Source organism: Pseudomonas sp. BLCC-B112 (assembly GCF_028550695.1).
GTDB lineage: Bacteria > Pseudomonadota > Gammaproteobacteria > Pseudomonadales > Pseudomonadaceae > Aquipseudomonas > Aquipseudomonas danubii.
Window position 1 is genome coordinate 85,728 of sequence record NZ_JAQQGK010000007.1, and the last position, 26,389, is coordinate 112,116.

General features: G+C 60.8%; 21 protein-coding genes. 11 read left to right on the top strand and 10 right to left on the bottom strand.

Annotated elements, in window-relative coordinates:
- Nucleotides 1–72: 72 nt before the first annotated feature.
- The gene (locus PQT43_RS19635) at nucleotides 73–378 is read right to left on the bottom strand and encodes a DUF6482 family protein (protein ID WP_102882261.1); all 306 of its coding nucleotides are present in this window, start codon (nucleotides 376–378) and stop codon (nucleotides 73–75) included.
- Nucleotides 379–511: 133 nt separating this feature from the next.
- Complete coding sequence (locus PQT43_RS19640) at nucleotides 512–1,000, bottom strand: TIGR00645 family protein (RefSeq protein ID WP_102882262.1); 489 nt, start codon at nucleotides 998–1,000, stop codon at nucleotides 512–514.
- A 161-nt stretch (nucleotides 1,001–1,161) separates the two neighbouring features.
- On the opposite strand from PQT43_RS19640, the gene PQT43_RS19645 reads away from it, so the two are divergent.
- Nucleotides 1,162–2,991, top strand: coding sequence for a hypothetical protein (locus tag PQT43_RS19645; protein WP_102882263.1), 1,830 nt, complete (start codon nucleotides 1,162–1,164; stop codon nucleotides 2,989–2,991).
- 3 nt (nucleotides 2,992–2,994) lie between these two features.
- Here PQT43_RS19645 and PQT43_RS19650 read toward each other — a convergent pair whose 3' ends face one another.
- Both PQT43_RS19650 and PQT43_RS19655 read right to left on the bottom strand, forming a co-directional pair.
- Nucleotides 2,995–3,336: a PA4575 family protein gene (locus PQT43_RS19650; protein ID WP_102865440.1), complete on the bottom strand. Its 342-nt coding sequence runs from the start codon at nucleotides 3,334–3,336 to the stop codon at nucleotides 2,995–2,997.
- 213 nt (nucleotides 3,337–3,549) lie between these two features.
- Nucleotides 3,550–5,988 carry a Lon protease family protein gene (locus tag PQT43_RS19655; RefSeq protein ID WP_102865439.1) on the bottom strand — a complete coding sequence of 813 codons (2,439 nt, stop codon included), beginning with the start codon at nucleotides 5,986–5,988 and terminating at the stop codon, nucleotides 3,550–3,552.
- 276 nt (nucleotides 5,989–6,264) lie between these two features.
- Between PQT43_RS19655 and PQT43_RS19660 the strand changes: the two genes are divergently transcribed.
- The 4 genes from PQT43_RS19660 (at nucleotide 6,265) to PQT43_RS19675 (ending at nucleotide 9,496) form a co-directional block, all read left to right on the top strand.
- Nucleotides 6,265–6,753 (top strand): DUF3015 domain-containing protein, encoded by a 489-nt coding sequence (locus PQT43_RS19660; protein ID WP_011063564.1) that lies wholly within the window; start codon nucleotides 6,265–6,267, stop codon nucleotides 6,751–6,753.
- Nucleotides 6,754–6,845: 92 nt separating this feature from the next.
- Nucleotides 6,846–8,699 carry an Lnb N-terminal periplasmic domain-containing protein gene (locus PQT43_RS19665; protein WP_102882264.1) on the top strand — a complete coding sequence of 618 codons (1,854 nt, stop codon included), beginning with the start codon at nucleotides 6,846–6,848 and terminating at the stop codon, nucleotides 8,697–8,699.
- A gap of 101 nt (nucleotides 8,700–8,800) precedes the next feature.
- On the top strand, nucleotides 8,801–8,932 hold the full coding sequence (locus tag PQT43_RS19670; protein ID WP_262925055.1) for a hypothetical protein: 132 nt from the start codon (nucleotides 8,801–8,803) through the stop codon (nucleotides 8,930–8,932).
- Between the two features lie 72 nt (nucleotides 8,933–9,004).
- Nucleotides 9,005–9,496 (top strand): GreA/GreB family elongation factor, encoded by a 492-nt coding sequence (locus tag PQT43_RS19675; RefSeq protein ID WP_102882266.1) that lies wholly within the window; start codon nucleotides 9,005–9,007, stop codon nucleotides 9,494–9,496.
- 6 nt (nucleotides 9,497–9,502) lie between these two features.
- On the opposite strand, the gene gdhA is transcribed toward PQT43_RS19675, so the two are convergent.
- Nucleotides 9,503–10,840, bottom strand: coding sequence for an NADP-specific glutamate dehydrogenase (gene gdhA / locus PQT43_RS19680; protein WP_102882267.1), 1,338 nt, complete (start codon nucleotides 10,838–10,840; stop codon nucleotides 9,503–9,505).
- A gap of 322 nt (nucleotides 10,841–11,162) precedes the next feature.
- Nucleotides 11,163–12,827 (bottom strand): energy-dependent translational throttle protein EttA, encoded by a 1,665-nt coding sequence (gene ettA, locus PQT43_RS19685; protein WP_092309880.1) that lies wholly within the window; start codon nucleotides 12,825–12,827, stop codon nucleotides 11,163–11,165.
- A 282-nt stretch (nucleotides 12,828–13,109) separates the two neighbouring features.
- Between ettA and PQT43_RS19690 the strand changes: the two genes are divergently transcribed.
- The 5 genes from PQT43_RS19690 to PQT43_RS19710 all read left to right on the top strand — a co-directional run bounded on the left by PQT43_RS19690 (nucleotide 13,110) and on the right by PQT43_RS19710 (nucleotide 21,594).
- The gene (locus PQT43_RS19690) at nucleotides 13,110–16,958 is read left to right on the top strand and encodes a sensor domain-containing protein (RefSeq protein ID WP_102882268.1); all 3,849 of its coding nucleotides are present in this window, start codon (nucleotides 13,110–13,112) and stop codon (nucleotides 16,956–16,958) included.
- Between the two features lie 178 nt (nucleotides 16,959–17,136).
- Nucleotides 17,137–18,390, top strand: coding sequence for a serine hydroxymethyltransferase (gene glyA, locus PQT43_RS19695; protein WP_102882269.1), 1,254 nt, complete (start codon nucleotides 17,137–17,139; stop codon nucleotides 18,388–18,390).
- A gap of 352 nt (nucleotides 18,391–18,742) precedes the next feature.
- The gene (locus PQT43_RS19700) at nucleotides 18,743–20,056 is read left to right on the top strand and encodes a C4-dicarboxylate transporter DctA (RefSeq protein WP_102882270.1); all 1,314 of its coding nucleotides are present in this window, start codon (nucleotides 18,743–18,745) and stop codon (nucleotides 20,054–20,056) included.
- A gap of 79 nt (nucleotides 20,057–20,135) precedes the next feature.
- Entirely contained in the window at nucleotides 20,136–20,849 is a 714-nt protein-coding gene (locus tag PQT43_RS19705; protein ID WP_102882271.1) for a FadR/GntR family transcriptional regulator, read from the top strand.
- A gap of 37 nt (nucleotides 20,850–20,886) precedes the next feature.
- Complete coding sequence (locus tag PQT43_RS19710) at nucleotides 20,887–21,594, top strand: GntR family transcriptional regulator (RefSeq protein ID WP_102865430.1); 708 nt, start codon at nucleotides 20,887–20,889, stop codon at nucleotides 21,592–21,594.
- A 23-nt stretch (nucleotides 21,595–21,617) separates the two neighbouring features.
- Here PQT43_RS19710 and yjiA read toward each other — a convergent pair whose 3' ends face one another.
- The 3 genes from yjiA to PQT43_RS19725 all read right to left on the bottom strand — a co-directional run bounded on the left by yjiA (nucleotide 21,618) and on the right by PQT43_RS19725 (nucleotide 24,984).
- The gene (gene yjiA / locus PQT43_RS19715) at nucleotides 21,618–22,589 is read right to left on the bottom strand and encodes a GTPase (RefSeq protein WP_102865429.1); all 972 of its coding nucleotides are present in this window, start codon (nucleotides 22,587–22,589) and stop codon (nucleotides 21,618–21,620) included.
- Nucleotides 22,590–22,703: 114 nt separating this feature from the next.
- Nucleotides 22,704–22,901, bottom strand: coding sequence for a YbdD/YjiX family protein (locus PQT43_RS19720; RefSeq protein ID WP_007937254.1), 198 nt, complete (start codon nucleotides 22,899–22,901; stop codon nucleotides 22,704–22,706).
- A gap of 16 nt (nucleotides 22,902–22,917) precedes the next feature.
- Complete coding sequence (locus PQT43_RS19725) at nucleotides 22,918–24,984, bottom strand: carbon starvation CstA family protein (RefSeq protein ID WP_102882272.1); 2,067 nt, start codon at nucleotides 24,982–24,984, stop codon at nucleotides 22,918–22,920.
- A gap of 286 nt (nucleotides 24,985–25,270) precedes the next feature.
- Here PQT43_RS19725 and PQT43_RS19730 point away from each other — a divergent pair, with 286 nt between their 5' ends.
- Entirely contained in the window at nucleotides 25,271–25,639 is a 369-nt protein-coding gene (locus tag PQT43_RS19730; RefSeq protein WP_267268943.1) for a PilZ domain-containing protein, read from the top strand.
- Nucleotides 25,640–25,655: 16 nt separating this feature from the next.
- Here the strand turns inward: PQT43_RS19730 and PQT43_RS19735 are convergent, their stop codons facing one another.
- Complete coding sequence (locus PQT43_RS19735; protein ID WP_375538621.1) at nucleotides 25,656–26,384, bottom strand: hypothetical protein; 729 nt, start codon at nucleotides 26,382–26,384, stop codon at nucleotides 25,656–25,658.
- Nucleotides 26,385–26,389: the final 5 nt, after the last annotated feature.

Below are 26,389 nucleotides of genomic sequence, written 5' to 3' on the forward strand. Positions count from 1 at the left end.
CCGGAGCGCCCGGAATCAAAAGGGCGAGCAGACTAGCACAGAAGCCCGGCACGGATCATCGCCGTGCAGGCCTCAGCCACCCGAGTGCAAAGTGATGGGCACTTTCAAGCTTTCCTCGACACCCGCGGACAAGCCGCACATCTCGTCATGCACTGACGTGTGAATCAGATTGAACGGCAACTTGGGAAAGGACTGCAGGACCTCACGAGCATGCTCCACGGAGCGCAGATGAAACATCTGGCCCTGGGCATCGCTCAGTGGATAAGCCGCCCCGTGCATGCGCGCCTCAAGCAGATAGATTCCGCCCTCCAGGGAGATCAGGTTCAATTCGTCGACTTTTCCGGCAATGGCGTAGGCATTCATTTCTTGCAGATTCATGAGAGCACCTCGTGCTTTTACAGCCCTGACAGCTACAGGCATATGCCCCAGCCAGGAAAAGCACAAGCCACAAACAACGCCGCCCGTCCGTTTCGCAACGGCCGGGCGGCATTCATTCACGCAGCGAAACCTGTCAGTGCTTGGTCAGCTTGTCCAGGTAACCCATGGCAAACGCCGAAATCACGAACGTCATGTGAATCACCACGTACCACAACAGGTACTCGGTAGGGATGTTCTTGGCATCCATGAACACTCGCAGCAGGTGGATCGACGAAATCGCCACGATGGACGCGGCCACTTTCATCTTCAACGACGAAGAATCCATCTTGCCCAACCAGCTGAGCTTCTCCTTGTCTTCGTCGATGTCCAGTTGCGACACGAAGTTCTCATAACCGGAGATCATCACCATCACCAGCAGGCCACCTACCAGCGCCATGTCGATCAACGACAACAGCACCAGGATCAGGTCGGACTCGGCCATGGAAAACACATTGGGAATGACGTGGAAGACTTCCTGGAAGAACTTCAATGCCAGTGCCAGCAAGCCCAGAGACAAACCGAAGTAGATCGGCGCCAGCAGCCAGCGTGAGGCATACATTGCATTCTCGATAAAACGTTCCATTGAATCTCGCACCCGGTGTAAAAACGGCGGCGAGTATATCAGCGCCCGAACCCCCCATAAACCACAGACAATCACCTGATCCACGGGTTTTTCCGGGCGTATTTTCTGCTAGTGTCGAAGCCATTGCTCACGCTCACCGACATTGGACAGGAAGACTGGAAATGGATGTGCGATTGCCTTTGGCCAGTGTCGGCCTTGGTCTGGCGCTGCTGATCAGCGGCTGTTCCCCCAGCGACGAAAAGAAACAGGCGAGCCTCGAAGAGAAAACCGTACAGTTTGAACAGTCGCTGGACGCCATCCAGGATCCGAAGCTCAAGGACGCCATTGCCAATCTTGGTGGCTCCCTCCTGCTGCTGGAACGAGCACAGCTCAAACTTGACAGCAAGCCGCTGGAAACCGAATACGGCGACGACAGCCTGGCCCTGCTCAAGCACTATCCCACTGCCCAAGCCTTGGTGGACACCTACGTCAACGGCCTGTTCGTACTGCGCAAATCCTCCAATTCCGACTACCTGACCGATCTGCAGCCCGTCTTCCCCTTCAGCTTCAACATGCCCACACAGTTCCCGTTTCCCCACGGGTTGGAATGGCAGTCGGTCACCCTCAGCAACAAAAAAGTCATTCCCTTCCAAGCCGAATGGTCGGAGACCGATCCGGGCATCCAGCTCAGCCCCTCCAGCTCCAACCTGACCAATCCGGATGACTTGACCATCACCTACCCCTTTATCGAGGGCCTGGAGGTGGACAACAAGAATCAGCCGCAGCCGGTTTCCCTACAAGGCAAGCTGGAGGTGATAGCCCCAGGTCGGGTGCTCGCTTTTGAACTGACCAAGGCCGACATCGGTAAACCGCGTCAGGACGGCAATATCCGCCTGACTCTGTTGACGCTGGACAGGAACGTTGCCGAGATCGAGCTGAGCAATAGCGCCCCCCTGCCCGAAGAAGCCAATGATGCCTCCCTCAATCCCTTGCTGGCCCAGGCCCGTGACAGCAAGGGGCAGATTCTGTCCCGCGCAGGCTCGATCAACGAAAGTGCCCAACAGATCGCCTTCTACCAACAGCAATTGGCCGAGATGCAAAAGCAGAAGGCGTGGAGCGAGGCATTCGAGAAACAACTGGAGGACGAGCAAAAGGCCTTCGACCAGCAACACACCAATCATTACGCCAAGGTGTATTTCAATGGCCTGGTGGATCGGCTGGAAGTCGCAGTACTGGATTTCTCCCAGGCCAGCGTCACGCGCAAGGACCTGGACCTGCCGGTACATCGTTTCGACAGCAATACCACCGACAGGAACATCCAACCGCTGCCAATGCCGGTGGTGGTCTATGACGATCAAGCCCCCCACTACCTCAAGGGCGCACAGCTGGACGAAGAGTCACTGAAAAAATCCGTGACTATCAGCCAGTCGGTGGAAGATGCCAGCGCAGCGCGCATCGAGTTCAGCCACCCGCGGACCTTCAATGATGAGTTGCTGGGCTCAGAGTTCAGCACCAACGATACCCCGCTGACTTTCTTCACCCAGAACGAGAAGGGCCAACGGGGTGAACCGATCGAACTGCCGGACGAGGCCTTCGACATCGACCCGTTGCGGGGCGTCATCACCTACGACCTCAACCTTTTCCCGGAAACCCCCGCCTACGCCGTAGGCTCCATTCCTCTGTTCCTGGCCACCATCGAGAAGAGCAGCATCAACGCTCAACAGCTGCCCAAAGGCCTAGAACTCAGGGGCAACGCCTTGATCGTCGACCAGAAACTCTTTCCTGCAGACGCCTGGCGCTTCTTTGCCAAGGACGCCAGCGGCCAATACCTGAAGGAGATTCTTGCAAGCAGCCACAGTGCCTCGGCCGACGGTACGGCGTTATTCGATGTGCACTACTTCTACGGCGAGCCCAGCCAGTTGGAAAGCTACACCCGCAGCACACTCGACACTGTGCAATACGGCTTTGAGGTCAAGCTCGACAAAGCCGAGTCGGCGCCCCCGGCCCCCTAGGGGTCAGTGTTCGGGATGGAACTGGAAATCACCGGCATGACGTCCCCGCTCACCATTGATCTGACGTAACTGGGCCTGCAGATGCAGGCACCAGATCTGTGGATCATCGGCCAGCTGATAGCCATGGGTGGTCAGGCTTTCAACAATCGAATCAAGGATGGACTCCGCCACTACAGGCCCACAGAACGGGCCTTGGGACTTGATCGCTGAGGGTTGTTCACCCGCCATTCCGGCGGCGAAGAGAAGGGTCCACATACCGTTGTCCCCCGCCAGTGGGCGGACGCTGCATTCGATACGGGTGACCAAGCCAAGACATTGGCGGGTGAGGCAAAGGTTGCGCGACATGGCGGCGACCCTCGGTAGAACCACTGTTCAGCCTTCAGTAGAGGACTGTTTCGATCCAGCGACGACTGTCGTTCTCCTTGCCCTGAGAATAGAAGAAAAGCCTGATAAACAAAGTTGACCGATCCAACAGGCGCCGAATGGTCTATTTTGAGAAATTGGCGTCAGCCCACTGACGCCGCTGGCGAGGGACAAAGCCCTCGCCAGCGGCCACTGTCACGCCGGCTTGGCCTCTGTCAGCGCCTCTTGCGCCAGTTCCTTTTCCGCTTCTTTCAGGTCTTCTTCGCTGATCATCTCGGCAATGACCCGCAGGCGCTCCACCACCCGCGCGTTGACGCTGCCTTCGGGGAACTGACCTTCGGCATCCGGTTCACCAGCCGGCTCGCCCACCAGCAGGCTCAGGGCTTCATCAGCCTGACGCACCGCATACACATGGAACTGTCCAGCACGTACGGCCTGCAGCACCTTCTCGTCGAGCATCAAAGTGGCCACGTTGGCCTGAGGAATGATCGCGCCTTGCTCTCCGGTCAAGCCGCGGGCTTCGCACAGGCGGAAGAAGCCTTCGATCTTCTCGTTGACTCCGCCCACAGCCTGCACCTCGCCGAACTGGTTGATCGAGCCGGTGATGGCGAAACACTGTTTGAGTGGAGTTTTCGACAACGCCGAAATCAACGTGCAGGCCTCCCCCAGCGAAGCACTGTCGCCATCCACGTAGCCGTAGGACTGCTCCAGGGCAATGCTCGCGGAAATCGCCAGGGGGAACTCCTGGGCATAGCGACTGCCCAGGTAACCGGTCAGGATCATCACCCCCTTGGAGTGGATGGGCTGGCCAAGATTGACCTCGCGCTCGATGTCGACGATGCCACTGCCACCGGGGTAGACCGTGGCGGAAATCCGCGCTGGCACGCCGAACGCCGAATCCCCCACCTCCAGTACCGTCAGGCCGTTGCACTTGCCCACGGCCGCACCATCAGTGTCGATGAGAATGATGCCGGCGAGCATGTCATCGAGAATCCGTGCCGATACCCGACCGGTACGCGTCGCCTTGGCCTTCAGCGCCCTTTCGATATGTCCAGCGTCAGTCATTTCGTCGGAAGCCAGGTGGCGGATAAAGTCGGCCTCGCTGACCAATTGGAACAGGTCGCCGATCCGCGCCGACAGACGCCCCTGGTGCTCCGCCAGACGCGCGCTGTAGGTGGCCAGGCGCGCCACCGCATCAGCGGTCAGCGGGGCCATGCCCTCCTCCGAGGTGCGGGTTTTCAGCAACTGGGCAAACTGCTCCAGGCTTTCATCCACCATCGGGATGTCTTCGTCGAAGTCCACCAGTACCCGGAACATTTCCTGGAAGTCCGGATCCAGGTCCTGCAGCGTGTAATACAACTGGCGAGCACCAATGATGATGACCTTGACCTGCAGCGGAATCATCTGCGGCGTCAGGGTCACGGTAGCCAGACGCCCCATCTCGCCCAGAGGCGATTCCATCTTCAGCTTGCGCGATTGCAGGGCACGCTTCAGGGCGTCCCAGACAAAGGGTTCGCTGAGCATCTTCTCGGCTTCCAGAATCAGGAAACCACCATTGGCTCGATGCAGTGCACCGGGACGCAACTGCCGGTACGTGGTGTAGAGCGCGCCCTGGTCGGTGCTGTACTCGATCCGGCCGAACAGGTTGTCGTAGGTCGGATGCGGCTCGAACACCACCGGCGCGCCGCCACTGGCCGGGTGGCCCACCACCAGGCTTGGGCAGTACTGTTCTTCCAACAGCTTGCGTGCCACCGCATCGGTCTTGCTGTCGTCCACCAGTTGCTCGACCACGGTCTTCAACAGATAGACCTGCATGGCTTGCAAGTAACCGCAGACCGCAGCGTTTTCCGCGTACTTCTCGGACAGTGGCGCCAACAACGGCTGCAGGGCCAGGGTGATGGTTTCTTCATTGAGCTGACGCAACTGGTTGCTCGACTCGCGCTTCCACTGCGGCAAGCTCGCCAGCTCTTCATTAAGGCGCTCTTCCAGAGCGGAAATGTCCTCATGGAAACGCTCGCGATCAGCCTCCGGCAGTTGGGCGAACTCGGCTTCGTCCAGGGCCTTGCCATCGAGCATCGGGGTAAAGGCGATATTGCTGCTGTCGCGGTACAGCGCCACGTCCTTTTCCAGGGCCAGGCGCTCGATCACGTCCAGGGCGCGGTCGTAACGCTGGTTGAACGCGCGGTCGATGGCGCTCTTCTTCTGCTGATAGGACGGATGCTCGAAAACCGCCGGGAACGTCGCCAGCAGGTTATCGATCAAACCGTTGATGTCGCTGATGAAACTGCCCGCGGCACCGGCCGGCAGTTCCAGCGCCCGAGGCTCCCGGGGCTCGTCAAAATTGTTGACATAGACCCAGTCAGACGGGGTCTGCAGGCGCTTGCCTTCAGCCTTCAGGTAACGCTTTACGAAAGAAAAGCGCCCCGTGCCGGGTTCCCCCATGACAAACACGTTGTAACCGGGGCGTGGCATGGCCACGCCGAACTGCAAGGCTTCGACCGCACGTTCCTGGCCAAGCACACCGCGAAAGGGCTCCAAATCATTGGTGGTCGAGAAGCTGAACTGTTCAGCAGAGAAAGGACGGGTCAGCGCTTCAGGCGCAAGACGCAGGCTGGCAGCAACAGGATCAGGCATCGGGCTTCCTTACATCAGGCGGGGCAGATGGCGGCATTCTGGCGCCGGGTATGCCCGGCTGGCAAGGCGCGCCTCAGGGGAAAGCATAGACAAGGCGGATACAGCTACCCGCCCCATGTAAAACCAGCTATTTCAGGCATTGTTTTGTAAAAATCTACGGAACCCATGGAACCTGCCTAAACTCCAAACTGCGCGGCTGGATAGATAACCGGCCCACTGGCGCCAATCAGCGCCAGTCTCCCTGTCCATTGGTATGCACACAAAGAGAACAACGCTATGAAACGGATTCTTCTCGGTACTCTTTTCACCGCTGTATCCCTCAACGCCATGGCTCAGGCGCCAGGCGGTCCGGATTGCGGCTGGGGCAACATGCTGTTCGAAGGTCAGCGTGGTACTCCAGCGCACTTCCTGGCTTCCACCACCAACGGCACCTCCGGTAACGCGACCTTCGGCATGACTTCCGGCACCAACGGCTGCTCCACCAATGCATCACTGACTTACGGTGGTAAATCCTGGTTCGCCATGAACGGCATGATGAACGAGCTCTCCGAAGACATGGCCAAGGGCCAAGGCGAAGCCTTGACCACCTACGCCGTGGTACTCGGTGTCGCCCCTGAAGACCGTGCGCACTTTGCTGCGGTCACCCACGAACACTTCCAACAGATCTTCAGCAAGGCTGACGTGACCGCGGAAGATGTGCACACCAATACCCTGGCCGTGTTGAAGAACGATGCGCGCCTGGCGAAATACGCCACTCCAGCTTAAGCTCGACCCGCCCGCTCCCCCCGGGGAGCGGGTTTTGTCTTCTTGACCTTGCCCATCTTGGGTCTTTGTATTTCCGACTTAAGTTGCCCACCATGCTCAAACGCCTTGCCTACCTGGCGCTCTTTGTCTGCGCCCCGCTGTATGCCGCGCCCCACATCGATCCCCAACGTTTGCAGCAACTGGCCAATGACCCGTTCTGGATTTCCATCGGACACTATGAAACCGCCAAGCTGGGCGGCTGGCGCAGTTATGTCAGTGATCCGAAGTTCTTCCTCGCAACCGATGGCGCCCACCATCCTGACGCCGAGCTGAGCGCGACGCTGAACGCCCTCTACGCTGCCCCCGACGCCGGTGACCGGCATGCGCAGTGCGTCTATCCGTCCCGCACCCGCTGGCTCAAGGCACAACTGGGGCTGAATGACTTGCCCCAAGTCGAGTGCAGCGAATTCAAACAATGGTTCAAGGATGTCTCGCCCCACAGCACCGTGATGATTTTCCCTGCGGCCTACCTCAACAGCCCCTCCTCGATGTTCGGCCATACCTTGCTACGCATCGACCAGGCCGACGTACAAAGCAACAACACGGCCCTGCTGAGCTACGCGATCAACTTCGGTGCCTATATCGAAGGTTCGGACAACAGCATCCTCTACGCGTGGAAAGGCCTGATGGGCGGCTACCCCGGACTGTTTGCCCTGGTGCCCTACCAGGAGAAGCTTTCGGAGTACCGCAGCCTGGAAAACCGCGACCTGTGGGAGTACCGCCTGAACCTGACGCCAGTTGAAACCGAGCGCATGGTGGAGCACGTCTGGGAGCTCAAGCAGATCAAGTTCGACTACTTCTTCTTCGATGAGAACTGCTCCTACCGCCTGCTGGAGTTGCTACAAGTCGCCAGGCCCAGCCTACGCCTGACCGGACAATTCCCCTTGACCGCCATTCCCACCGACACGGTGAAGGCGGTCAAGGACGCCGGGCTGGTGGAGCGCATCGACTATCGCCCGTCCCGGGAGCGGGAGCTGCTCAGCCGCGCCCAGCCCCTGAGCCACGACGAACAGCAATGGGTGCTCAAGGTCAGCGCCGATCAGAAACAACTGCAGGGCGCCGAGTTCAAGGCCCTGCCGCGGGCTCGCCAGGCCTTGATCGTCGACGCCGCCTACCGCCTTGAGCGTTATCGGGCCAACGGGCTGGAGCGCGATACCGAGCGTTCCCAGCGCAGCTTCGAACTGTTGCGGGCAATCAACCAGAACCCCGCGCCGGAACTGCAGATCGAACGCCCTGGCCTGCCGGAAGATGGTCACCAGTCCCGTACCTGGCAACTGGGGCTCGGAACCCGGGACGACAAGGCCTTTGCCGAATACGGCCTGCGCATGGCCTACCACGACCTCAATGACAACGCCGAGGGTTTCCCATTAGGGGCGCAGATCGAAATCCTGCAGATGAAACTGCGCCAGTACGAAGGCAACCGCTGGCAGTTGCAACAACTGGACCTGGCGACCATCCGCTCCCTGACTCCACGCAACGAGCTGCTGCAACCCTGGTCCTGGCAGGTCACTGGCGGCCTGGAGCGGGTGCCTGGCAAGCACGACGATGAAACCCTGGTCAGCCACGTCAACGGCGGCGCCGGCGGTACCTGGCAGTTGGGCGAGGACACCCTGGGTTTTGTCCTGGGTACCGTGCGGGTAGAACACAACGCCGACTTCGCCGGGTTCATCGCCCCGGCGGCAGGCTTCAACTCCGGGCTGCTGTGGAAGAACCCACTGGGCAACTTCAGCCTCGAAGCCAAGGGCGACTACTTCACCAACGGCGAAGTCCGCCGCAGCCTGAGCCTCAACCAGCAATGGGAGCTGTCCCGCAACCTGGGCCTGCGCCTGAGCGCGCAGCGCGAGTTCAGCCAATTGGCTAGCCCGGTCAACGAAGTCATGCTCGAACTCAAGTGGTACCACTATTAAGAACAACTGCAAGCCTCAAGTTGCCAGCGACAAGGTTTTCACGCATCGCCGACAATCGCCCTTCTAGACTTCACTCAGGTGAAGCCTGGGAGTGACTCGATGTGGCGTTATGGTTGGGCATGCTGGAGAACCAGGAGCGCAATGAGTACCGGGAACGTCACTGGGACGAACGGGAACGTGCCTGGCAGCAGGAGAAGGACCGTGACGCGGCTCGGACTTATCGCTCGCAGTAAGTCGTTTTTAGCTAACCGCCCGGGTCAAAAGCCTGCAACCATGGTCCATCCCTCCCTTTAAGGAGAACAACCATGAGCCGCGCTTTCGTCAATGAAGATCTGGCCGCAGCCCAGGTCGAGCAACCCGTGGAACGTCAGATCAGCACCCTGCCCAACTACGTCACGCCCCTGGGTTTTGCCGAGTTGCAGGCCAAGGTGGCAGAACTGCACAGCCAGCACTCGGCACAAACCGACTTGGGGGACGCCGCAGACCAACAGCAGGTGGCGGAACTGGAACGGGACCTGCGCTATTTCTCGTCACGCCTGCACAGCGCCCAGGTGGTCAATGCGAGCACCTGCGACAAGGTGCAGATCGGCAGCCGCGTGACCTTCGCCGATGAACAGGATCAGCAACAGAGCGTGCAGTTGGTCGGTGAGGATCAGGCCGATGCCGCCAGAGGCCTGATCAATTGGGCCTCGCCCCTGGGCCGTGCCCTGATGGGGGCACAACCCGGTGACGAAGTCCTGTGGCAACGGCCGGCTGGGGATCAGTTGATCGAAATCATCCGAATCGAACTGGCCTGAGACGGCTCAGACCACGCCCTGGGCCAGCATGGCATCGGCAACCTTGACGAAGCCGGCGATGTTCGCCCCTTTGACGTAGTTGATCCGGCCGTTCTCTTCGCCGTAGTGCACGCAGGCATGGTGGATCGACTGCATGATGGCGTGCAGCTTGCTGTCCACTTCACCGGCAGTCCAGAGCAGGCGCATGGCGTTCTGCGACATCTCCAGCCCGCTCACAGCCACTCCGCCGGCATTGGATGCCTTGCCCGGGGCGAACAGGATGTCGGCCTCGATAAAGATATCCACAGCCTCCAGAGTGGTCGGCATGTTGGCGCCTTCGGCGACGCAGATGCAGCCGTTGCGCAGCAGGGTACGCGCAGCCTCGGCATCCAGTTCGTTCTGTGTGGCGCATGGCAGGGCGATATTGCAGGGCAAGTCCCATGGGGTTTTCCCGGCGCGGAACTCCAGGCCGAATTGAGTCGCCAGTTCGCTGATGCGTCCACGCTTGACGTTCTTCAGTTCCAGCACCGCCAGCCATTGTTCTTCGCTCAGGCCGGACTCGCAGTACAGGGTGCCTTCGGAGTCCGACAGGGAGATCACCTTGCCGCCCAAGTCCATGACCTTGCGGGCCGCGTATTGCGCCACGTTACCGGAACCGGAAATCGCCACTCGCTGACCTTCAACCCGGGCACCACGACGCTTGAGCATTTCTTCGGCGAAGTACACACAACCGAACCCCGTGGCTTCCGGACGGATCAGGCTGCCGCCGTAGCTGATGCCCTTGCCAGTGAATACCGAGGTGAACTGGTTGCTCAAGCGCTTGTACTGACCGAACAGGAAGCCAATTTCCCGGGCTCCGACGCCGATATCGCCCGCAGGCACGTCCACATCGGCACCGATATGCCGGTACAGCTCGGTCATGAAGGCTTGGCAGAAGCGCATCACTTCAGCATCGCTCTTGCCTTTGGGATTGAAGTCGGAGCCACCCTTGCCGCCGCCCATGGGCAGGGACGTCAGGGAGTTCTTGAAGGTCTGCTCGAAGGCGAGGAATTTCAGCACGCCCATATTGACCGACGGATGGAAGCGCAAGCCGCCCTTGTAGGGACCGATGGCGCTGTTCATCTGGATGCGGAAACCGCGATTGACCCGAACCTTGCCCTGATCGTCGACCCAGGACACGCGAAACACCACAGTGCGTTCCGGTTCGCAGATTCGCTCGAGAATACCGGAGCTCAGATAGTGCGGATTGGCCTCGAGAAATGGCCAAAGGCTGCGCAGGACCTCTTCCACCGCCTGATGAAACTCAGGTTGGTCCGGATCGCGCTTTTTCAGGCGGGCGAGGAAATCTTCGACGGATTCGATCATGGGAAGTCTCGGCAAATTTATTGTCGTTAAGGGGAGATTTGCCCGGGACTTTATCAATTCAACTCGCACCGCGACAGCGCAAAATGTCGCAGATATGAATTTAAATGGTGCATTAGATATAAATGACGACGATTTTCAGGGATTTTGTGCACGGATTTGGTGGCACAAATTGCATGGCCTGCACGTTTTTGGGGAGTCGCAGAAAACCCTTCGCCGGTCAGACGACGCCTACCGCAACGGCAGTATTTTTGTAGGCGCCGGCTTACCGGCGAACAAAAAAAACGGAGCCCGAAGGCTCCGTTTGTTTCAAGCAGCGAGCCGATCAGGCCAGCTTCTTGTGCCGCACACGGTGCGGTTGCGCTGCGGCTTCGCCCAGGCGCTTCTTGCGATCGGCTTCGTACTCGGTGTAGTTGCCTTCGAAGAACACCGCTTGCGAATCGTCTTCGTACGCCAGGATGTGAGTGGCCACCCGGTCCAGGAACCACCGATCGTGGGAAATCACGATGGCGGCGCCCGGGAAGTCCAGCAGGGCCTCTTCCAGGGAACGCAAGGTTTCGACGTCGAGGTCGTTGGACGGTTCGTCGAGCAGCAGGACGTTGCCGCCCTCTTTCAGGGTCAGGGCCAGGTGCAGACGGCCACGCTCACCACCGGACAGGTCCTTGACGAACTTCTGCTGGTCGCCACCCTTGAAGTTGAAGCGACCGACGTAGGTACGCGACGGGATCTCGTAGTTACCAATGCGGATCTGGTCGGAACCGTCGGAAATCTGCTGGAACACGGTCTTGCTGCCGTCCAGGTCCTCACGGCTCTGATCCACGCAGGCAAGCTGCACGGTTTCACCGATCTCGATGCTGCCCGAATCCGGGGTTTCCTTGCCCATGAGCATGCGGAACAGGGTCGATTTACCGGCACCGTTACCACCGATCACGCCGACAATGGCGCCTTTGGGCATGGAGAACGACAGGTTGTCGATCAGCACGCGGTCGCCGTAGCCCTTGGTGACGTTCTTGAACTCGATGACCTTGTCACCCAGGCGCGGACCGGCCGGGATATAGATCTCGTTGGTTTCGCTGCGCTTCTGGAATTCCTGGGACTGCATTTCCTCGAAGCGTTGCAGACGAGCCTTGGATTTCGACTGGCGGGCCTTGGCGCCTTTGCGCACCCACTCCAGCTCTTCCTTCATGGCCTTTTCATGGGCCGACTGCTGTTTGGATTCCTGGGCCAGACGCGCAGACTTGGCTTCCAGCCAACCCGAATAGTTGCCCTCGTAAGGAATACCGGCGCCGCGGTCGAGTTCGAGAATCCAACCGGCGACGTTGTCCAGGAAGTAACGGTCGTGCGTAATCGCGACCACGGTGCCTGGGAAGTCGTGGAGGAAGTGTTCCAGCCAGGCCACGGAATCGGCATCCAGGTGGTTGGTTGGCTCGTCGAGCAGCAGCATGTCGGGGGCGGACAGCAGCAGGCGGCACAGGGCCACACGACGCTTTTCACCACCGGACAGGTGCTCGACCTTGGCGTCCCAGGCTGGCAGGCGCAGGGCGTCGGCGGCCACTTCCAGCTGGCGCTCCAGGTTATGACCGTCGCTGGCTTGCAGGATGGCTTCCAGCTTGGCCTGCTCGGCGGCCAGCTTGTCGAAATCGGCATCCGGCTCGGCGTAGGCGGCGTAGACTTCGTCCAGGCGTGCCTGGGCGTCCTTGATCACGCTCACCGCTTCCTCGACCACTTCACGCACAGTCTTGGTTGGATCCAGTTGTGGTTCCTGAGGCAGGTAGCCGATATTCAGGTCCGGCATCGGACGGGCTTCACCTTCGAACTCGGTATCGACGCCGGCCATGATTTTCAGCAGCGTGGACTTACCCGAACCGTTGAGGCCCAGTACGCCGATCTTGGCGCCAGGGAAAAAAGACAGGGAGATGTTTTTCAGGATTTCCCGCTTCGGCGGAACAACTTTGCCCAGCCGATGCATGGTGAAGACGTATTGAGCCATGGTGAACCTAGCGTCAGTGACAGATGAATAGAACGGGCCGGGCCCGGGCCAGGCCATGCGCGGCACCGGCATTGACCATGATCAATACCGACGGGCGGAAAAAGCCTGATTGTTTGGAGCTGGAACGCTCCCGCGTAACCGGCAAAACTACCTCAATGCACGATCCAGGTCCAGCCAAGCGGGACTGGCACTTTGCCACAACTCAAGGCATGCTAGCCGCCCTTCGGGCGTCCGGCTTATAGTGCACGTCGCGCCAGCCCAGCCAAACCGCAGGATCACAGCTTGTCCAACGTCATTTCGCCACAGCCCGCGCGCGCTAAAGCCTCCGCGTCGGCCCTTCCTTTGCGGGGCACACTCAAAGGCGCACTGGCGACGCTGGTGCTATTGCTCCTGGCCCTGTTGTTCTGGCAACTGCTCGATCAACTGCAGCAAACCCGCAAGGACCAGCGCCAGCACGCCATCGACTACAGCGCCGATCTGGCCGACCACCTGAGCCTGAACCTGGCGCTCAATGCCCAGATCGCCCTCAATCTGCTACCGACCGTCGAAGCCCCCCAAGACAGCCAGCAACAACAGCAACTGCTGCAAAAGCTCAAGCGCTCCCTGCCGGACGTCCGCAGTTTCGCTCTGCTGGACAGCCAGGGGCAGATCCTCAGCGACAGCGCCACCGACAGTCAGGATGCTCTCTGGCTCGCCGAACTGGTCCAGCGCAGCCGTTCCCAGCGCTATTACTACAGCAATCCTGCCGACGGTTCAGTGGTGCATGTCTTGCTGCACCAGGCCAGTGGCTCGACTCGCAGTTTCTGGATACTGCGCATGTCCCCCAGTTTCCTGCAGACCCTGGTGCGGCAAAGCGAGGAAAGTTTCAAGCCGACCTGGGTGATCGAGAATCGCCTGAGCCGACAGGTGATCAAGCGCGACGAACGCAGCGCCCCGACCCCAGGCATGCTGGACCCCGACGAGATGGCCAGCAGTGTGCTGCTGGTGCCTTTGAACAATAGCGACTGGCAACTGCGCGGGCTGTTCGACCAACGGGCGGTGATCGAGGAACTGCTGCCGGCCTTTATCGGCAAGTGCCTGCTGGGCCTGGCGTTCTCCCTGCTGCCGGTGATTGCCCTGCTCAACATGCGTCGGCGCCAACGCCAGCTCCACGAGGGCCGGCGACGCTATCAGGATATTTTCGAGGGCACAGGGGTCGCCCTCTGCGTCCTGGATATCTCCGGGCTCCCGGACCTGCTCGGCCAACACCATTTACACAACAGCGAGCAGCTCAAGCGCTGGCAATCCAGCCATCCGGACCACCGTCGCCAGTTGCTGAAAGAATTGCGCATCACCGAAGTCAATCAGGTGGCGCTGCGCCTGCTCAATGTCGAATCCAGCGACCAGGCCTGGCAGCTACTGATCGAAGGCTGCCCGAAGAACGGCAACGCCATCGGCGGCCAGTTACTGGAAGCCGTGGTCAACCAGCAGAAACAGTTGGAACTGGAGATCAAGCTCAGCGACGCCCAGGGCAATGACCAGCATCTATGGCTGGTGCTGCGCCTGCCGGAAGCGACTGAGGATTACAGCGCAGTGATCCTCAGCATCAGCGACATCACCAGCCGCAAGCTGATCGAGCTGTCGCTGCTGGAGCGCGAAGGTTTCTGGTCGGACGTGGTGCGCACCGTGCCCGATCACCTGTATGTGCAGGACGTGATCAGCCAACGGATGATCTTCAGCAACCACCACCTGGGCCAGACCCTCGGCTACAACAAGACCGAACTGCACCAGATGGGCGAGTACTTCTGGGAAATCCTCCTGCACCCGGAAGACGCCGACCTCTATCACCGCCTGCGCCAGGAACAGCGCCACTCGGCCTACGCCCAGCTCCTGCAATGCCAACTGCGCTTTCGCCACCGCAGCGGCCAGTGGCGGCGCTTCGAGATCCGCGAACAGGCCCTGGCCCGGGATCGCTACGACCAGGTGACGCGAATCATCGGCGTGGCCAAGGACATCACCGACCAGATCGAGGCCAGCGAGTCGCTGCGTGACAGCGAACAGCGCTACCGCATGCTCGCCGAAAGCATCAGCGACGTGATCTTCTCCACTGACAACAAGCTGTCGCTGAACTACGTCAGCCCCTCGGTGCATGCGGTGCTCGGCTACGACGTGGAGTGGATCTTCCAGAATGGCTGGCAGTCCACCATCGCCAACCCACAGCAACTGGCCGGCATTTACACCCTGATGGACCGGGTCAGCAAGGCCCTGGACAAACCCGAGCAACTGGCGCAATTGCGCAGCCAGGTGCAGACCCAGCTGTTCCTGTTCGACTGCCTGCGAGCCGATGGGCGCAAGATCCCCATCGAACTGCGCCTGGTCCTGGTGTGGGACGAACACGGCGCCTTCGAGGGCGTGCTCGGGGTTGGCCGCGATATCAGCCAGCAACGCCGGGCGGAAAAAGACCTGCGCATGGCGGCCACGGTATTCGAGCACTCGACCTCGGCGATCCTGATCACCGACCCTGCCGGCTACATCGTCCAGGCCAACGAAGCCTTCAGCCGGGTCAGCGGCTACGCGGTGTCCCAGGTGCTTGACCAGTTGCCGAACATGCTCACCGTCGACGACCAGCAGGAAGCCCACCTGCGCTATGTGCTCAAGCAGTTGCACCAGCACAGCAGTTGGGAAGGCGAAGTCTGGCTCAAGCGCCGCAATGGCGAGCACTACCCGGCCTGGGTCGGCATCACTGCGGTGCTCGACGATGAAGGCGACCTGGCCAGCTACGTATGCTTCTTCAGCGACATCAGCGAGCGCAAGGCCAGTGAACAGCGGATTCACCGCCTGGCCTACTACGACGCCCTGACCCACCTGCCCAACCGCACCCTGTTCCAGGACCGTCTGCACACCGCGCTGCAATCGGCGGAGCGGCAGAAGTCCTGGGTGGTGCTGATGTTCCTCGATCTGGACCGTTTCAAGCCGATCAACGACTCCCTGGGCCACGCGGCGGGCGATCGCATGCTCAAGGAAATGGCCACCCGCCTGTTGGGTTGCGTCGACGATGACGACACCGTGGCGCGCATGGGTGGCGACGAATTCACCCTGCTCCTGCAACCGCGCGCCAGCCGCGAGATCGCCCTGAACCGGGCCATCAATGTGGCCGAGAAGATCCTCGCCAGCCTGGTCAAGCCCTTCGTCCTCGAAGGTCGGGAGTTCTTCGTCACCGCCAGTATCGGCATCGCCCTGAGCCCTCAGGACGGCAAAGAACTGAGCCAGCTGATGAAGAACGCCGACACCGCGATGTACCACGCCAAGGAGCGCGGCAAGAACAACTTCCAGTTCTACCAGGCCGACATGAACGCCAGTGCCCTGGAGCGCCTGGAGCTGGAAAGCGACCTGCGCCACGCCCTGGAACAGGAAGAGTTCGTGCTCTATTACCAGCCGCAGTTCAGCGGCGACGGCAAACGCCTGACCGGTGCCGAGGCGCTGCTGCGCTGGCGTCATCCGCGCCGCGGGCTGGTGCCGCCGGGCGATTTCATTCCGGTCCTGGAAGAACTGGGCCTGGTGGTGGATGTGGGCGACTGGGTAATCAGCGAAGCCTGCCGCCAGCTCAAGTCCTGGCACCAGGCCAAGGTGCGGGTGCCGAAGGTCTCGGTGAACATTTCCGCGCGGCAGTTCTCCGACGGCCAGCTGGGCATGCGCATCGCCACCATCCTCAAGGACACCGGCCTGCCGCCGGCGTGCCTGGAGCTGGAGCTCACCGAAAGTATCCTGATGCGCGAAGTCAGCGAGGCGATGCAGATTCTCGACGGCCTGAAGAATCTAGGCCTGAGCATCGCGGTGGACGACTTCGGCACCGGCTATTCATCGCTGAACTACCTCAAGCAGTTCCCCATCGACGTGCTGAAGATCGACCGCACCTTCGTCGACGGCCTGCCGTCCGGCGAGCAGGATGCGCAGATCGCCCGCGCCATTATCGCCATGGCCCACAGCCTTAACCTGGCGGTAATCGCCGAGGGCGTGGAAACCCACGAGCAGCTGGAGTTCCTGCGCGAACACGGCTGCGACGAGGTCCAGGGCTACCTGTTCGGCCGGCCGATGCCAGCCAACCGCTTCGAAGCGCAGTTCAGCAACGACGCCCTGTTCATGTTCGACTAGAAGCAGTGGCAAGCTTCAAGCGACCAGCGGCAAGAAAGCATGGCGGTTTTCTGCTTGCGGCTTGCTGCTCGTCACTTGAACGCTGCTTCTATGCGACATGATGTCCTTTCATATGCCATCTAAAACCCATTGGGTTAGAATGCCTCCCCTTTCTGCCCCCCGATCCTTGAGGACCGCCATGTTCAGCCGTGATTTGACTATTGCCAAGTACGACGCCGATCTCTTTGCCGCCATGGAGCAAGAAGCTCAGCGTCAGGAAGAGCACATTGAGCTGATCGCTTCGGAAAACTACACCAGCCCAGCGGTGATGGAAGCTCAAGGCTCGGTACTGACCAACAAATACGCCGAAGGCTACCCAGGCAAGCGCTACTACGGCGGTTGCGAATACGTCGACGTGGTTGAGCAACTGGCCATTGATCGCGCCAAGGAGCTGTTCGGCGCCGACTACGCCAACGTCCAGCCACACGCCGGCTCCCAAGCCAACGCAGCGGTCTACCTGGCCCTGCTGCAAGGCGGCGACACCATCCTGGGCATGAGCCTGGCCCACGGTGGTCACCTGACCCACGGTGCTGCCGTTTCCTCCTCCGGCAAGCTGTACAACGCTGTTCAGTACGGCATCGACGCCAACGGCCTGATCGACTACGACGAAGTCGAGCGCCTGGCCGTCGAGCACAAGCCGAAAATGATCGTGGCCGGTTTCTCCGCCTACTCGCAGATCCTCGACTTCCCGCGTTTCCGCGAAATCGCTGACAAGGTCGGTGCCTACCTGTTCGTCGACATGGCCCACGTGGCCGGTCTGGTCGCCGCTGGCGTCTACCCGAACCCAGTGCCATTCGCCGACGTGGTCACCACCACCACCCACAAGACCCTGCGCGGTCCACGTGGCGGCCTGATCCTGGCTCGCGCCAACGCCGACATCGAGAAGAAGCTGAACTCCGCGGTATTCCCGGGCGCCCAGGGTGGCCCGCTGGAGCACGTGATCGCCGCTAAAGCGATCTGCTTCAAGGAAGCGCTGCAGCCTGAGTTCAAGGCCTACCAGGAACAAGTGGTGAAGAACGCCCAAGCCATGGCCGAAGTGTTCATCGCCCGCGGTTTCGACGTGGTTTCCGGTGGTACCAAGAACCACCTGTTCCTGCTGTCGCTGATCAAGCAGGACATCTCCGGTAAAGACGCCGACGCCGCTCTGGGCAAAGCGTTCATCACCGTGAACAAGAACTCCGTGCCTAACGATCCACGTTCCCCGTTCGTCACCTCCGGCCTGCGCTTCGGTACTCCGGCTGTGACCACCCGTGGCTTCAAGGAAGCAGAGTGCAAGGAACTGGCCGGCTGGATCTGCGACATCCTGGCGGACCTGAACAACGAAGCGGTGATCGACGCCGTGCGTGAGAAGGTCAAGGCCATCTGCAAGAAGCTGCCGGTGTACGGCGCTTAATCAGCCCGCAGACCGCAACAGAAAAAGCCCGGCCCAGCGCCGGGCTTTTTTGTGCCTGGATGGCCGCCGCACCAGGCGCTGAAAGGAGCCTGCGAGGTCTTGCGAACGCAAGATACTCGGGCGGCCGTTCCGGCCGATCGCAGCCTACGGCAGCGGCTACAGTGGCCTGGGGAGGAAAAACCACTGGTCAGACCGGTAAAGCCAATTTTCGTTCAGCATCTTGTAAACCCATAAAACCCGAGCGTAGACTGCGCCTGCACTGGACATACCGGTAAGACCACAATAATTAAGTCCTCCATCCGCTGTGCTCCCCCGCACACGGCAGACAGGACACCGACCAGGATTCCTCCCCATGCTCAGATGGTGCTCGCGTTCGATTTTCCTCCAGGTTGTGCTCGGACTGATGCTCGGCATCGTGTGCGGACTCACCCTCCCCGAATACTCCTCACAACTCAAACCACTGGGCGACGGCTTCATCAAGCTGATCAAGATGCTCATCGGCCTGATCGTGTTCTGCGTGGTGGTCAGCGGCATCTCCGGCGCCGGCGACCTGAAGAAGGTCGGCCGCATCGGCCTCAAATCAGTGATCTACTTCGAAATACTCACCACCATCGCCCTGGTGATCGGCCTGGTCATGGCCTTCAGCACCGGCATCGGCAGCGGCGCCAATATTCACCTGGAGCAGCTGTCCACCGCCGACATGGGCGATATCGCCCAACGCGGCCAGCACATGCACACCACCACCCAGTTCCTCATGGACCTGATTCCCACCTCGGTGATCGGTGCCTTTGCCGAGAACAATATCCTCCAGGTGCTGCTGTTCTCGGTGCTGTTCGGCAGTGCCCTGAACCTGGTAGGCGAAGCCGCCTCGGGCATCTCCCGGCTGATCAATGAACTGAGCCACGTGATCTTCCGCATCATGGGCATGATCGTGCGCCTGGCGCCCATCGGTGTGTTCGGCGCCATCGCCTTCACCACCAGCAAATACGGTCTGGATTCGCTGCAGCACCTGGGCAGCCTGGTGGGCCTGTTCTACCTGACTTGCGTCGCCTTCGTCGCGCTGATCCTCGGCCTGGTCATGCGTCTGTCGGGCCTGCGCATGCTGCCCTTCCTCAAATACCTGCGCGAAGAGTTGCTGATCGTTCTCGGCACCGCCTCCTCCGACGCCGTCCTGCCGCAGATCATGCGCAAGCTGGAGCACCTGGGCATTGGCAGCTCCACCGTGGGCCTGGTGATTCCCACCGGCTACTCGTTCAACCTGGATGGTTTCTCCATCTACCTGACCCTGGCCATCGTCTTCATCGCCAATGCCACCGGCACGCCGTTGTCCATGTCGGACCTGTTGACCATCCTCCTGGTGTCGCTGATCACCTCCAAGGGCGCCCATGGCATTCCCGGTTCGGCCCTGGTGATCCTGGCGGCGACCCTGACCGCGATCCCGGCAATTCCGGTGGTGGGCCTGGTGCTGGTGCTGGCAGTGGACTGGTTCATGGGCATCGGTCGCGCCCTGACCAACCTGATCGGCAACTGCGTGGCCACCGTGGCCATCGCCCGCTGGGAAAAGGACATCGACGTGCAACGGGCCAACAAGGTGCTCAGTGGTCAACAGGGCTATACCTTCCAGGCGCGAAAACCGGTGGCCGGTGCCCACCAGCAGGAATTTTGATCCAACCTTGTGCCTGCCGACGGCAGGCACAACAATCAGCGCGGCAACAGCGCGCTACCGATAGCTCATGGAGTCAACAGTGATCAGCTCGTCAACGGTTGTGAATTCAGTGGTAGAAAAGCTCCGGGCGGCCCTTGCCCGAGGCCAGTGGCGCTCCGGCGACATGCTGCCCGGGCAACGTGAATTGGCCGAGCAACTGGGCATTAGCCGCCCCAGCCTGCGCGAAGCGGTGATCGTCCTGGAAACCCTGGGCCTGGTGCGCTCCATGCCTGGCAAGGGCGTGGTGGTGCTGGATGCGCCCCAGGGCGAAGCCCAGGGTGCCGAGCGCAGCGTGGCCGGCGCCAGCCTCGAGGACGTGCTGCAACTGCGCTACACCCTGGAGCCCTTCATCGTCGGGCTGGTGGCGCAATCCATCAGCAGCAAGGAAGTCGGCCAGCTGCGCCTGACCCTGATGGACATGCGCGAAGCCCTAGAGGCCAATGACAGCGAAGCCGGGGTCAATGCCTACATCGCCTTCCACGAGGAACTGTTCACCCTGACCAGCAACCCGATCTTCCAGAACGTGGTGCAACAGACCAGCAATGCCCTCAAGCAAAGTGCGCAGATCCTGCGTAATTCGCCGGAGCACCTGGCCGAACGCCTGGAAGAGAATGAAGCCGTGGTGCGGGCGATCCGCAACAAGAACAGCGCCCTGGCCAGCGCCGAGATGCGTCGGCACATCCTCCAGGAAGGCCAGCGCATGGGCATCGAACTGAATATTCCGGACGATCACCTGGGCTCCAACGCCCTGTAATCAACCCCCGAGTCAGCAACTGGACTGGAGACAGGCCATGGTCAGCTACGCCCTGAAAAACAACCCCTTCACCCTGGTGGCCAGCCTGCCTCGGCGTCAGTGCGGCGAAAAAAAACTGCTGGTCGATGATGTCTATCCGCAGATCTTCGACGCCATTCTCGAGCAGCGCATCGCCCCCGGCAGCCGCTTCACCGAAGACAGCCTCGGGCAGGCCTTCGGCGTCAGCCGCAGCATCATCCGCCAGGTTCTGGCGCGCTTGTCCCACCAGCAAGTGGTGATCCTGCGGCCCAATTACCGCCCCCAGGTCGCGGCTCCTGACCTGGAACAGACCCGGCAGATCCTGCACGCCCGGCGCCTGACGGAAATCACCCTGGTGCGCCTGGCCTGCCAGCAACCCCGACGCCAGTTGCAGTCCCTGCGACAGTTGATCGCCCGGGAACGTGAAGCCATTGAGCGCGACCAACGCGGCCCGGCCATTCGCCTGTCCGGGGAGTTCCACCTGCAACTGGCTGAAGTGGCCGGCAACGCCCCACTGGCGCAGTTTCTCGGCAGCCTGGTGCCGCTGACCTCCCTGGCCATCGCCCAGTTTGAAGGCCGCGCCCGCCACTGCTGCGCCTGGCAAGAGCACGCGACGATCATCGATGCGCTACAGGCGGCTGATGTAGAAAAGGCCGAAGCCCTGATGAACCGCCACCTGGATCACCTGGAACAACGCCTGCTAGGCACAGCGCCCGCCGACCTGTAGGAGTCGACTGGCCAGCGAGGACTTCAGCCCCCCAGCATCTTCTCGAAGCCCTGCCGGATCTTCTCTTCCGGCAGATCGTCGGCAATGAACACCATCACACTCTCCCGCGCCTCGCCCTCAGCCCATTCGGTATCCCAGTCAAAGCCGTAAAGCTTGAGCACGCCCTGGAACACCATGCGCCGTGGCTCGTCGATCACGTTCAGCACGCCCTTGTAACGCAACAATTGCTTGCCATGATCCTCCAGCAGCTCATTCATGAACTCGCTGAGGCGATCCAGGTCCAGGGCCTGTTCAGTGCGCAGCACCAGGCTGGAAATCCGATCCACCGAGGGTGCCGGGCTCACCGGACGCAGGCTGATGCCGCCGCCCAGATCAGCATTCAAGTTGAAGCCCCGCACATCCAGCAGTTCCGCCAGATCGATCCGGCCGTGCTCCACCAGGCGAATCGGCGCCCGGCGGTTGATCCGCGTCAGGCGCTGGCTGAGGGCCTCGAAGGTCTGCTCATCCACCAGGTCGCGCTTGCTCACCAGCAGCCGGTCGGCAAAGCCGATCTGCGCCTGGGCGATGGTCTGGGTCAGGTGGAACTCGGCGTGCTTGGCATCCACCAGGGTAATGATGCCGTCGAGGATGTAGCGCTCACGTAACTCTTCATCAATGAAAAAGGTCTGCGCCACCGGAGCCGGGTCGGCCAATCCGGTGCACTCGATCACCAGTCGATCAAAGGCGATCTCGCCACTGTCCAGGCGCTCCAGCAGCAGATACAGGGCCTTGGTCAGGTCGGTGTGGATGGTGCAGCAGACACAGCCATTGGACAGGGTCATGACCTGGACCGGCTCGTCCCCCAGCAGCTGGGTGTCGATACCGGCATCACTGAACTCATTCTCGATCACGGCGATCTTCAAACCGTGCTCGGCCTTGAGCAGATGACGCAGCAAAGTGGTCTTGCCGGCGCCGAGGAAACCGCTGAGCACGGTGACGGGAATAGGATTTTGCAAAACAGGATCTCCCACGCATAAAAACGTAGGAGCCGGCTGGCCGACGATGGCGTCAATCAGAGCGCTATCGCCGAGCAGCCGGCTCCTACATGGGTGTGGCTTACACGCTGTACTTCAACAGCACTTCGGACCGCCCTTGCCGCCGTACCGGGCTTCCTGGCGTTCACGGAAGAACGCCTCGTACGACATCACTGGCTTGTCCGGGTGCTTGGTTTGCATATGCTCGACGTAGTTGTCGTAGTCGGGCATGCCGACCATCAGGCGCGCGGCCTGACCGAGGTATTTACCGAGGCGACTCAGGTCATTGAACATGGTTGCAATCCTCGGGTTACGCGTCAGGCACAGCCTGGTAGGGCGATTCTTTATCCGTACGCTCCTTGCTGCCCCAAGCCGCGATACCGACCTTGAGCGCGTAGAACAGGATGCTGAACACCACCAGCAGGAACAAGGCAGTCAGGGTCGCGTTGGTGTAGGCGTTGAAGATCACGTGCTGCATCTGCGTGATGTCCTTGGCCGGAGCGAGGATCTGACCATTGGCCATCGCATCGCTGTATTTCTTCGCCAGCGACAGGAAGCCGATCGCCGGGTTGGCGTCGAACAGCTTGATGAAGCCCGCAGTCGTGGTGCAGATCAGCAGCCAGACAGCCGGCAGCAGGGTGACCCAGATGTAGCGCTGGCGCTTCATCTTGATCAGGACCACGGTGCCCAGCATCAGGGCAATACCGGCCAGCATCTGGTTGGAGATGCCGAACAGCGGCCACAAGGTGTTGATGCCGCCCAGCGGATCGATCACGCCCTGGTACAGCAGGTAGCCCCACAGGGACACGCAACCGGCGGTAGCAATCAGGTTGGCGGTCCAGGATTCAGTGCGTTTGAGCGCTGGAACGAAAGACCCCAGCAAATCCTGGAGCATGAAACGACCGGCACGGGTACCGGCATCCACAGCGGTCAGAATGAACAGGGCTTCGAACAGGATCGCGAAGTGGTACCAGAACGCCATGGTGTTCTCACCCGGCAGTACTTGGTGGAGGATCTGCGCGATACCCACCGCCAGGGTCGGTGCCCCACCGGCACGGGCCAGGATGGTGTTTTCACCGATGTCCTTGGCCACCGCCTGCAATTGTTCCGGGCTGATGACAAAGCCCCAGCTGCTGACGGTCTGGGCCACGGCCACCACGTCGCCGCCGACGATGGCCGCCGGGCTGTTCATGGCGAAGTAAACGCCAGGCTCGATCACCGAAGCCGCGACCATGGCCATGATCGCCACGAAGGACTCCATGAGCATGCCGCCGTAGCCGATGTAGCGGGCGTTGGTTTCGTTATCCAGCAGCTTGGGCGTGGTCCCCGAGGAGATCAACGCATGAAAGCCCGACACCGCGCCACAAGCGATGGTGATGAACAGGAACGGGAACAGGCCGCCTTTCCATACCGGGCCAGTGCCATCGGTGAACTGGGTCAGGGCCGGCATTTTCAGCTCGGGCATGGTGATCAGGATGCCAATCGCCAGGGCGATGATGGTACCGATCTTGAGGAAGGTCGACAGATAGTCACGGGGCGCCAGGATCAGCCACACCGGCAGCACCGCGGCGACAAAACCGTAGCCGATCAGCATCCAGGTGATCTGGATGCCGGTGAAGGTAAACATCTTGCCCCAGACCGGATCGGCGGCCACCTGCCCCCCCAGCCAGATGGAACCCAGCAGCAATAGAACGCCGATCAACGAAATCTCGCCGATGCGGCCCGGGCGGATGTAGCGCATGTACACGCCCATGAACACCGCGATCGGAATGGTCGCCATCACCGTGAAGATGCCCCACGGGCTCTCGGCCAGGGCCTTGACCACGATCAGCGCCAGCACCGCGAGGATGATGATCATGATCAGGAAGCAGCCGAACAGCGCAATGGTGCCGGGAATACGCCCCATTTCCTCACGGACCATGTCGCCCAGGGAACGGCCGTTACGCCGGGTGGACAGGAACAGCACCATGAAGTCCTGAACCGCACCGGCCAGGACCACCCCGGCAATCAGCCACAGGGTGCCGGGCAGGTAGCCCATCTGCGCCGCCAGGACCGGGCCCACCAAAGGGCCGGCGCCGGCAATGGCCGCGAAGTGGTGACCGAAGAGAATGTGTTTGTTGGTCGGCACATAGTCCAGACCGTCATTGTTGAGCACGGCGGGAGTGGCCCGACGCGGGTCCAGCTGCATCACATTATTGGCAATGAACAGACTGTAGTACCGGTACGCCACCAGATAGATGGCCACCGCGGCCACCACAATCCACAAGGCGTTGATCGCCTCGCCGCGACGCAATGCAACTACGCCGAGGGCGCACGCTCCTACGATTGCCAGCAGCAGCCAAGGGACATGGCGCAGCAGGCTATTATTATTTTTCATTTTTTTATTCCGGCCAGGGGGATAGAAAAACAGCATTTCGAGTGTAGCGCTACTGTTCTCAAAGACCACCCCCCACGTTGGTCTAGAGCCTTCTTTTATCTTATGAGCGGCATTTTTTTGGAAATTTTTCTGCGCCAGGCGCACCGCCACAAAACCCTGAATCAGCCCCATTCGTCCGGCAAGCCGCGAGCACGGCGGCATTGCATTTTTTTTGCGGTCCGATGGCTTTGTAGCGACAGTAATAAACCGGGGTCTATAGTCAGTGCACCACGCAGAGGGCCAGCCCATGAGCGAGCAACACGCCGAACGCCGACGCTTCAAACGCATCGCCTTCGATGCCACGACTGAACTGAGTCAAGGCACCCACCGCTGGCCGGTGCGGCTGCTGGACCTGTCCCTCAAGGGACTGTTGATCGAACGCCCCGATCCCTGGCTCGGAGATCCCAGCCGCCCCTTCGAAGCCGATATTCACCTGGGCCTCGATGCCGACGTGCGTATGAATGTGCAACTGGCCCACGACCATAACGGTCAGTTGGGCTTCGTCTGCCTGCACATCGGCCTGGAGTCCATCGAACACCTCAGGAGGTTGATCGAGCTGAACCTGGGGGACCCCGAGGAGTTGGAGCGGGAACTGGGTGCGCTGATCAGTATTTGATCAAAGGCACCAGTATTCAGGGGAACAGCGCGGGTTCGGGAAAGTCGCTTTCCATGTCCCAGTAACCCGCTTGCTGCCGTGACGATACTGTCCATTGGCCGTCGACATAACGGAAGGTGCGATAGGTGGTGATGAACTCTTCGTTCTCCATCGACGACGCCGATGACACCTGCTGGATGCTTTCGGTGCCCCCCTCCCGGGACGGCACGATCCGCCACGCCGCCTTGCCAGTCTGGGCGAACACCAGCGGCTGCCTTTCCCCTTCTTCCCCCAGATAGAGCACCGAGTCCAGCTGACTCTGCTGCGGCATCAGCACTTGTGTGGCCGGACCGCTGTAGCTGCCCATGGGGGCGGTCTGGTCGACAGTGAGGAAAAACGCCGGCGATGGCAGGCCGTTGAGCGGCGCCTTTTCCACCGTGGCCAGGGGATAGCCCAAGGACCTCTGCGCAAGCACCTCGCCACCGTCGGAAACCAGGCGCACCTGAGCGCCCAAGGGCGTGGTCGGGTGATCGTCCTCGGATTGGGCAAAGCTGTCGGCGTCCAAGCCATTGCCCCAGCTGTCGGCATGCAGTTGCGGCGTGATGCGCACATCCTCCAGCACCTCCAGCAGCGAGCCATCGCCCACCAGCACTTGCTGGGCCACGCGATAGCCCTCGGGCACCTCGCTCGGCTGCGCCACGGCAAAGCCGCTGCCACACAGCAGGCTGAGGCCCAGCCACCAGCCCTTCAACTTTGTCATGCCCATTACCT

What these genes read in the sequence shown, in the direction of transcription:
- PQT43_RS19725 (WP_102882272.1), bottom strand. Translation starts at nt 24,984, where the DNA reads ATGAAAAATAATAATAGCCTGCTGCGCCATGTCCCTTGGCTGCTGCTG.
- PQT43_RS19665 (WP_102882264.1), top strand. Translation starts at nt 6,846, where the DNA reads ATGCTCAAACGCCTTGCCTACCTGGCGCTCTTTGTCTGCGCCCCGCTG.
- PQT43_RS19710 (WP_102865430.1), top strand. Translation starts at nt 20,887, where the DNA reads ATGGTCAGCTACGCCCTGAAAAACAACCCCTTCACCCTGGTGGCCAGC.
- PQT43_RS19645 (WP_102882263.1), top strand. Translation starts at nt 1,162, where the DNA reads ATGGATGTGCGATTGCCTTTGGCCAGTGTCGGCCTTGGTCTGGCGCTG.
- PQT43_RS19720 (WP_007937254.1), bottom strand. Translation starts at nt 22,901, where the DNA reads ATGTTCAATGACCTGAGTCGCCTCGGTAAATACCTCGGTCAGGCCGCG.
- PQT43_RS19675 (WP_102882266.1), top strand. Translation starts at nt 9,005, where the DNA reads ATGAGCCGCGCTTTCGTCAATGAAGATCTGGCCGCAGCCCAGGTCGAG.
- PQT43_RS19655 (WP_102865439.1), bottom strand. Translation starts at nt 5,988, where the DNA reads ATGCCTGATCCTGTTGCTGCCAGCCTGCGTCTTGCGCCTGAAGCGCTG.
- PQT43_RS19660 (WP_011063564.1), top strand. Translation starts at nt 6,265, where the DNA reads ATGAAACGGATTCTTCTCGGTACTCTTTTCACCGCTGTATCCCTCAAC.
- PQT43_RS19735 (WP_375538621.1), bottom strand. Translation starts at nt 26,384, where the DNA reads ATGGGCATGACAAAGTTGAAGGGCTGGTGGCTGGGCCTCAGCCTGCTG.
- PQT43_RS19730 (WP_267268943.1), top strand. Translation starts at nt 25,271, where the DNA reads ATGAGCGAGCAACACGCCGAACGCCGACGCTTCAAACGCATCGCCTTC.
- gdhA (WP_102882267.1), bottom strand. Translation starts at nt 10,840, where the DNA reads ATGATCGAATCCGTCGAAGATTTCCTCGCCCGCCTGAAAAAGCGCGAT.
- PQT43_RS19650 (WP_102865440.1), bottom strand. Translation starts at nt 3,336, where the DNA reads ATGTCGCGCAACCTTTGCCTCACCCGCCAATGTCTTGGCTTGGTCACC.
- PQT43_RS19635 (WP_102882261.1), bottom strand. Translation starts at nt 378, where the DNA reads ATGAATCTGCAAGAAATGAATGCCTACGCCATTGCCGGAAAAGTCGAC.
- glyA (WP_102882269.1), top strand. Translation starts at nt 17,137, where the DNA reads ATGTTCAGCCGTGATTTGACTATTGCCAAGTACGACGCCGATCTCTTT.
- PQT43_RS19700 (WP_102882270.1), top strand. Translation starts at nt 18,743, where the DNA reads ATGCTCAGATGGTGCTCGCGTTCGATTTTCCTCCAGGTTGTGCTCGGA.
- ettA (WP_092309880.1), bottom strand. Translation starts at nt 12,827, where the DNA reads ATGGCTCAATACGTCTTCACCATGCATCGGCTGGGCAAAGTTGTTCCG.
- PQT43_RS19640 (WP_102882262.1), bottom strand. Translation starts at nt 1,000, where the DNA reads ATGGAACGTTTTATCGAGAATGCAATGTATGCCTCACGCTGGCTGCTG.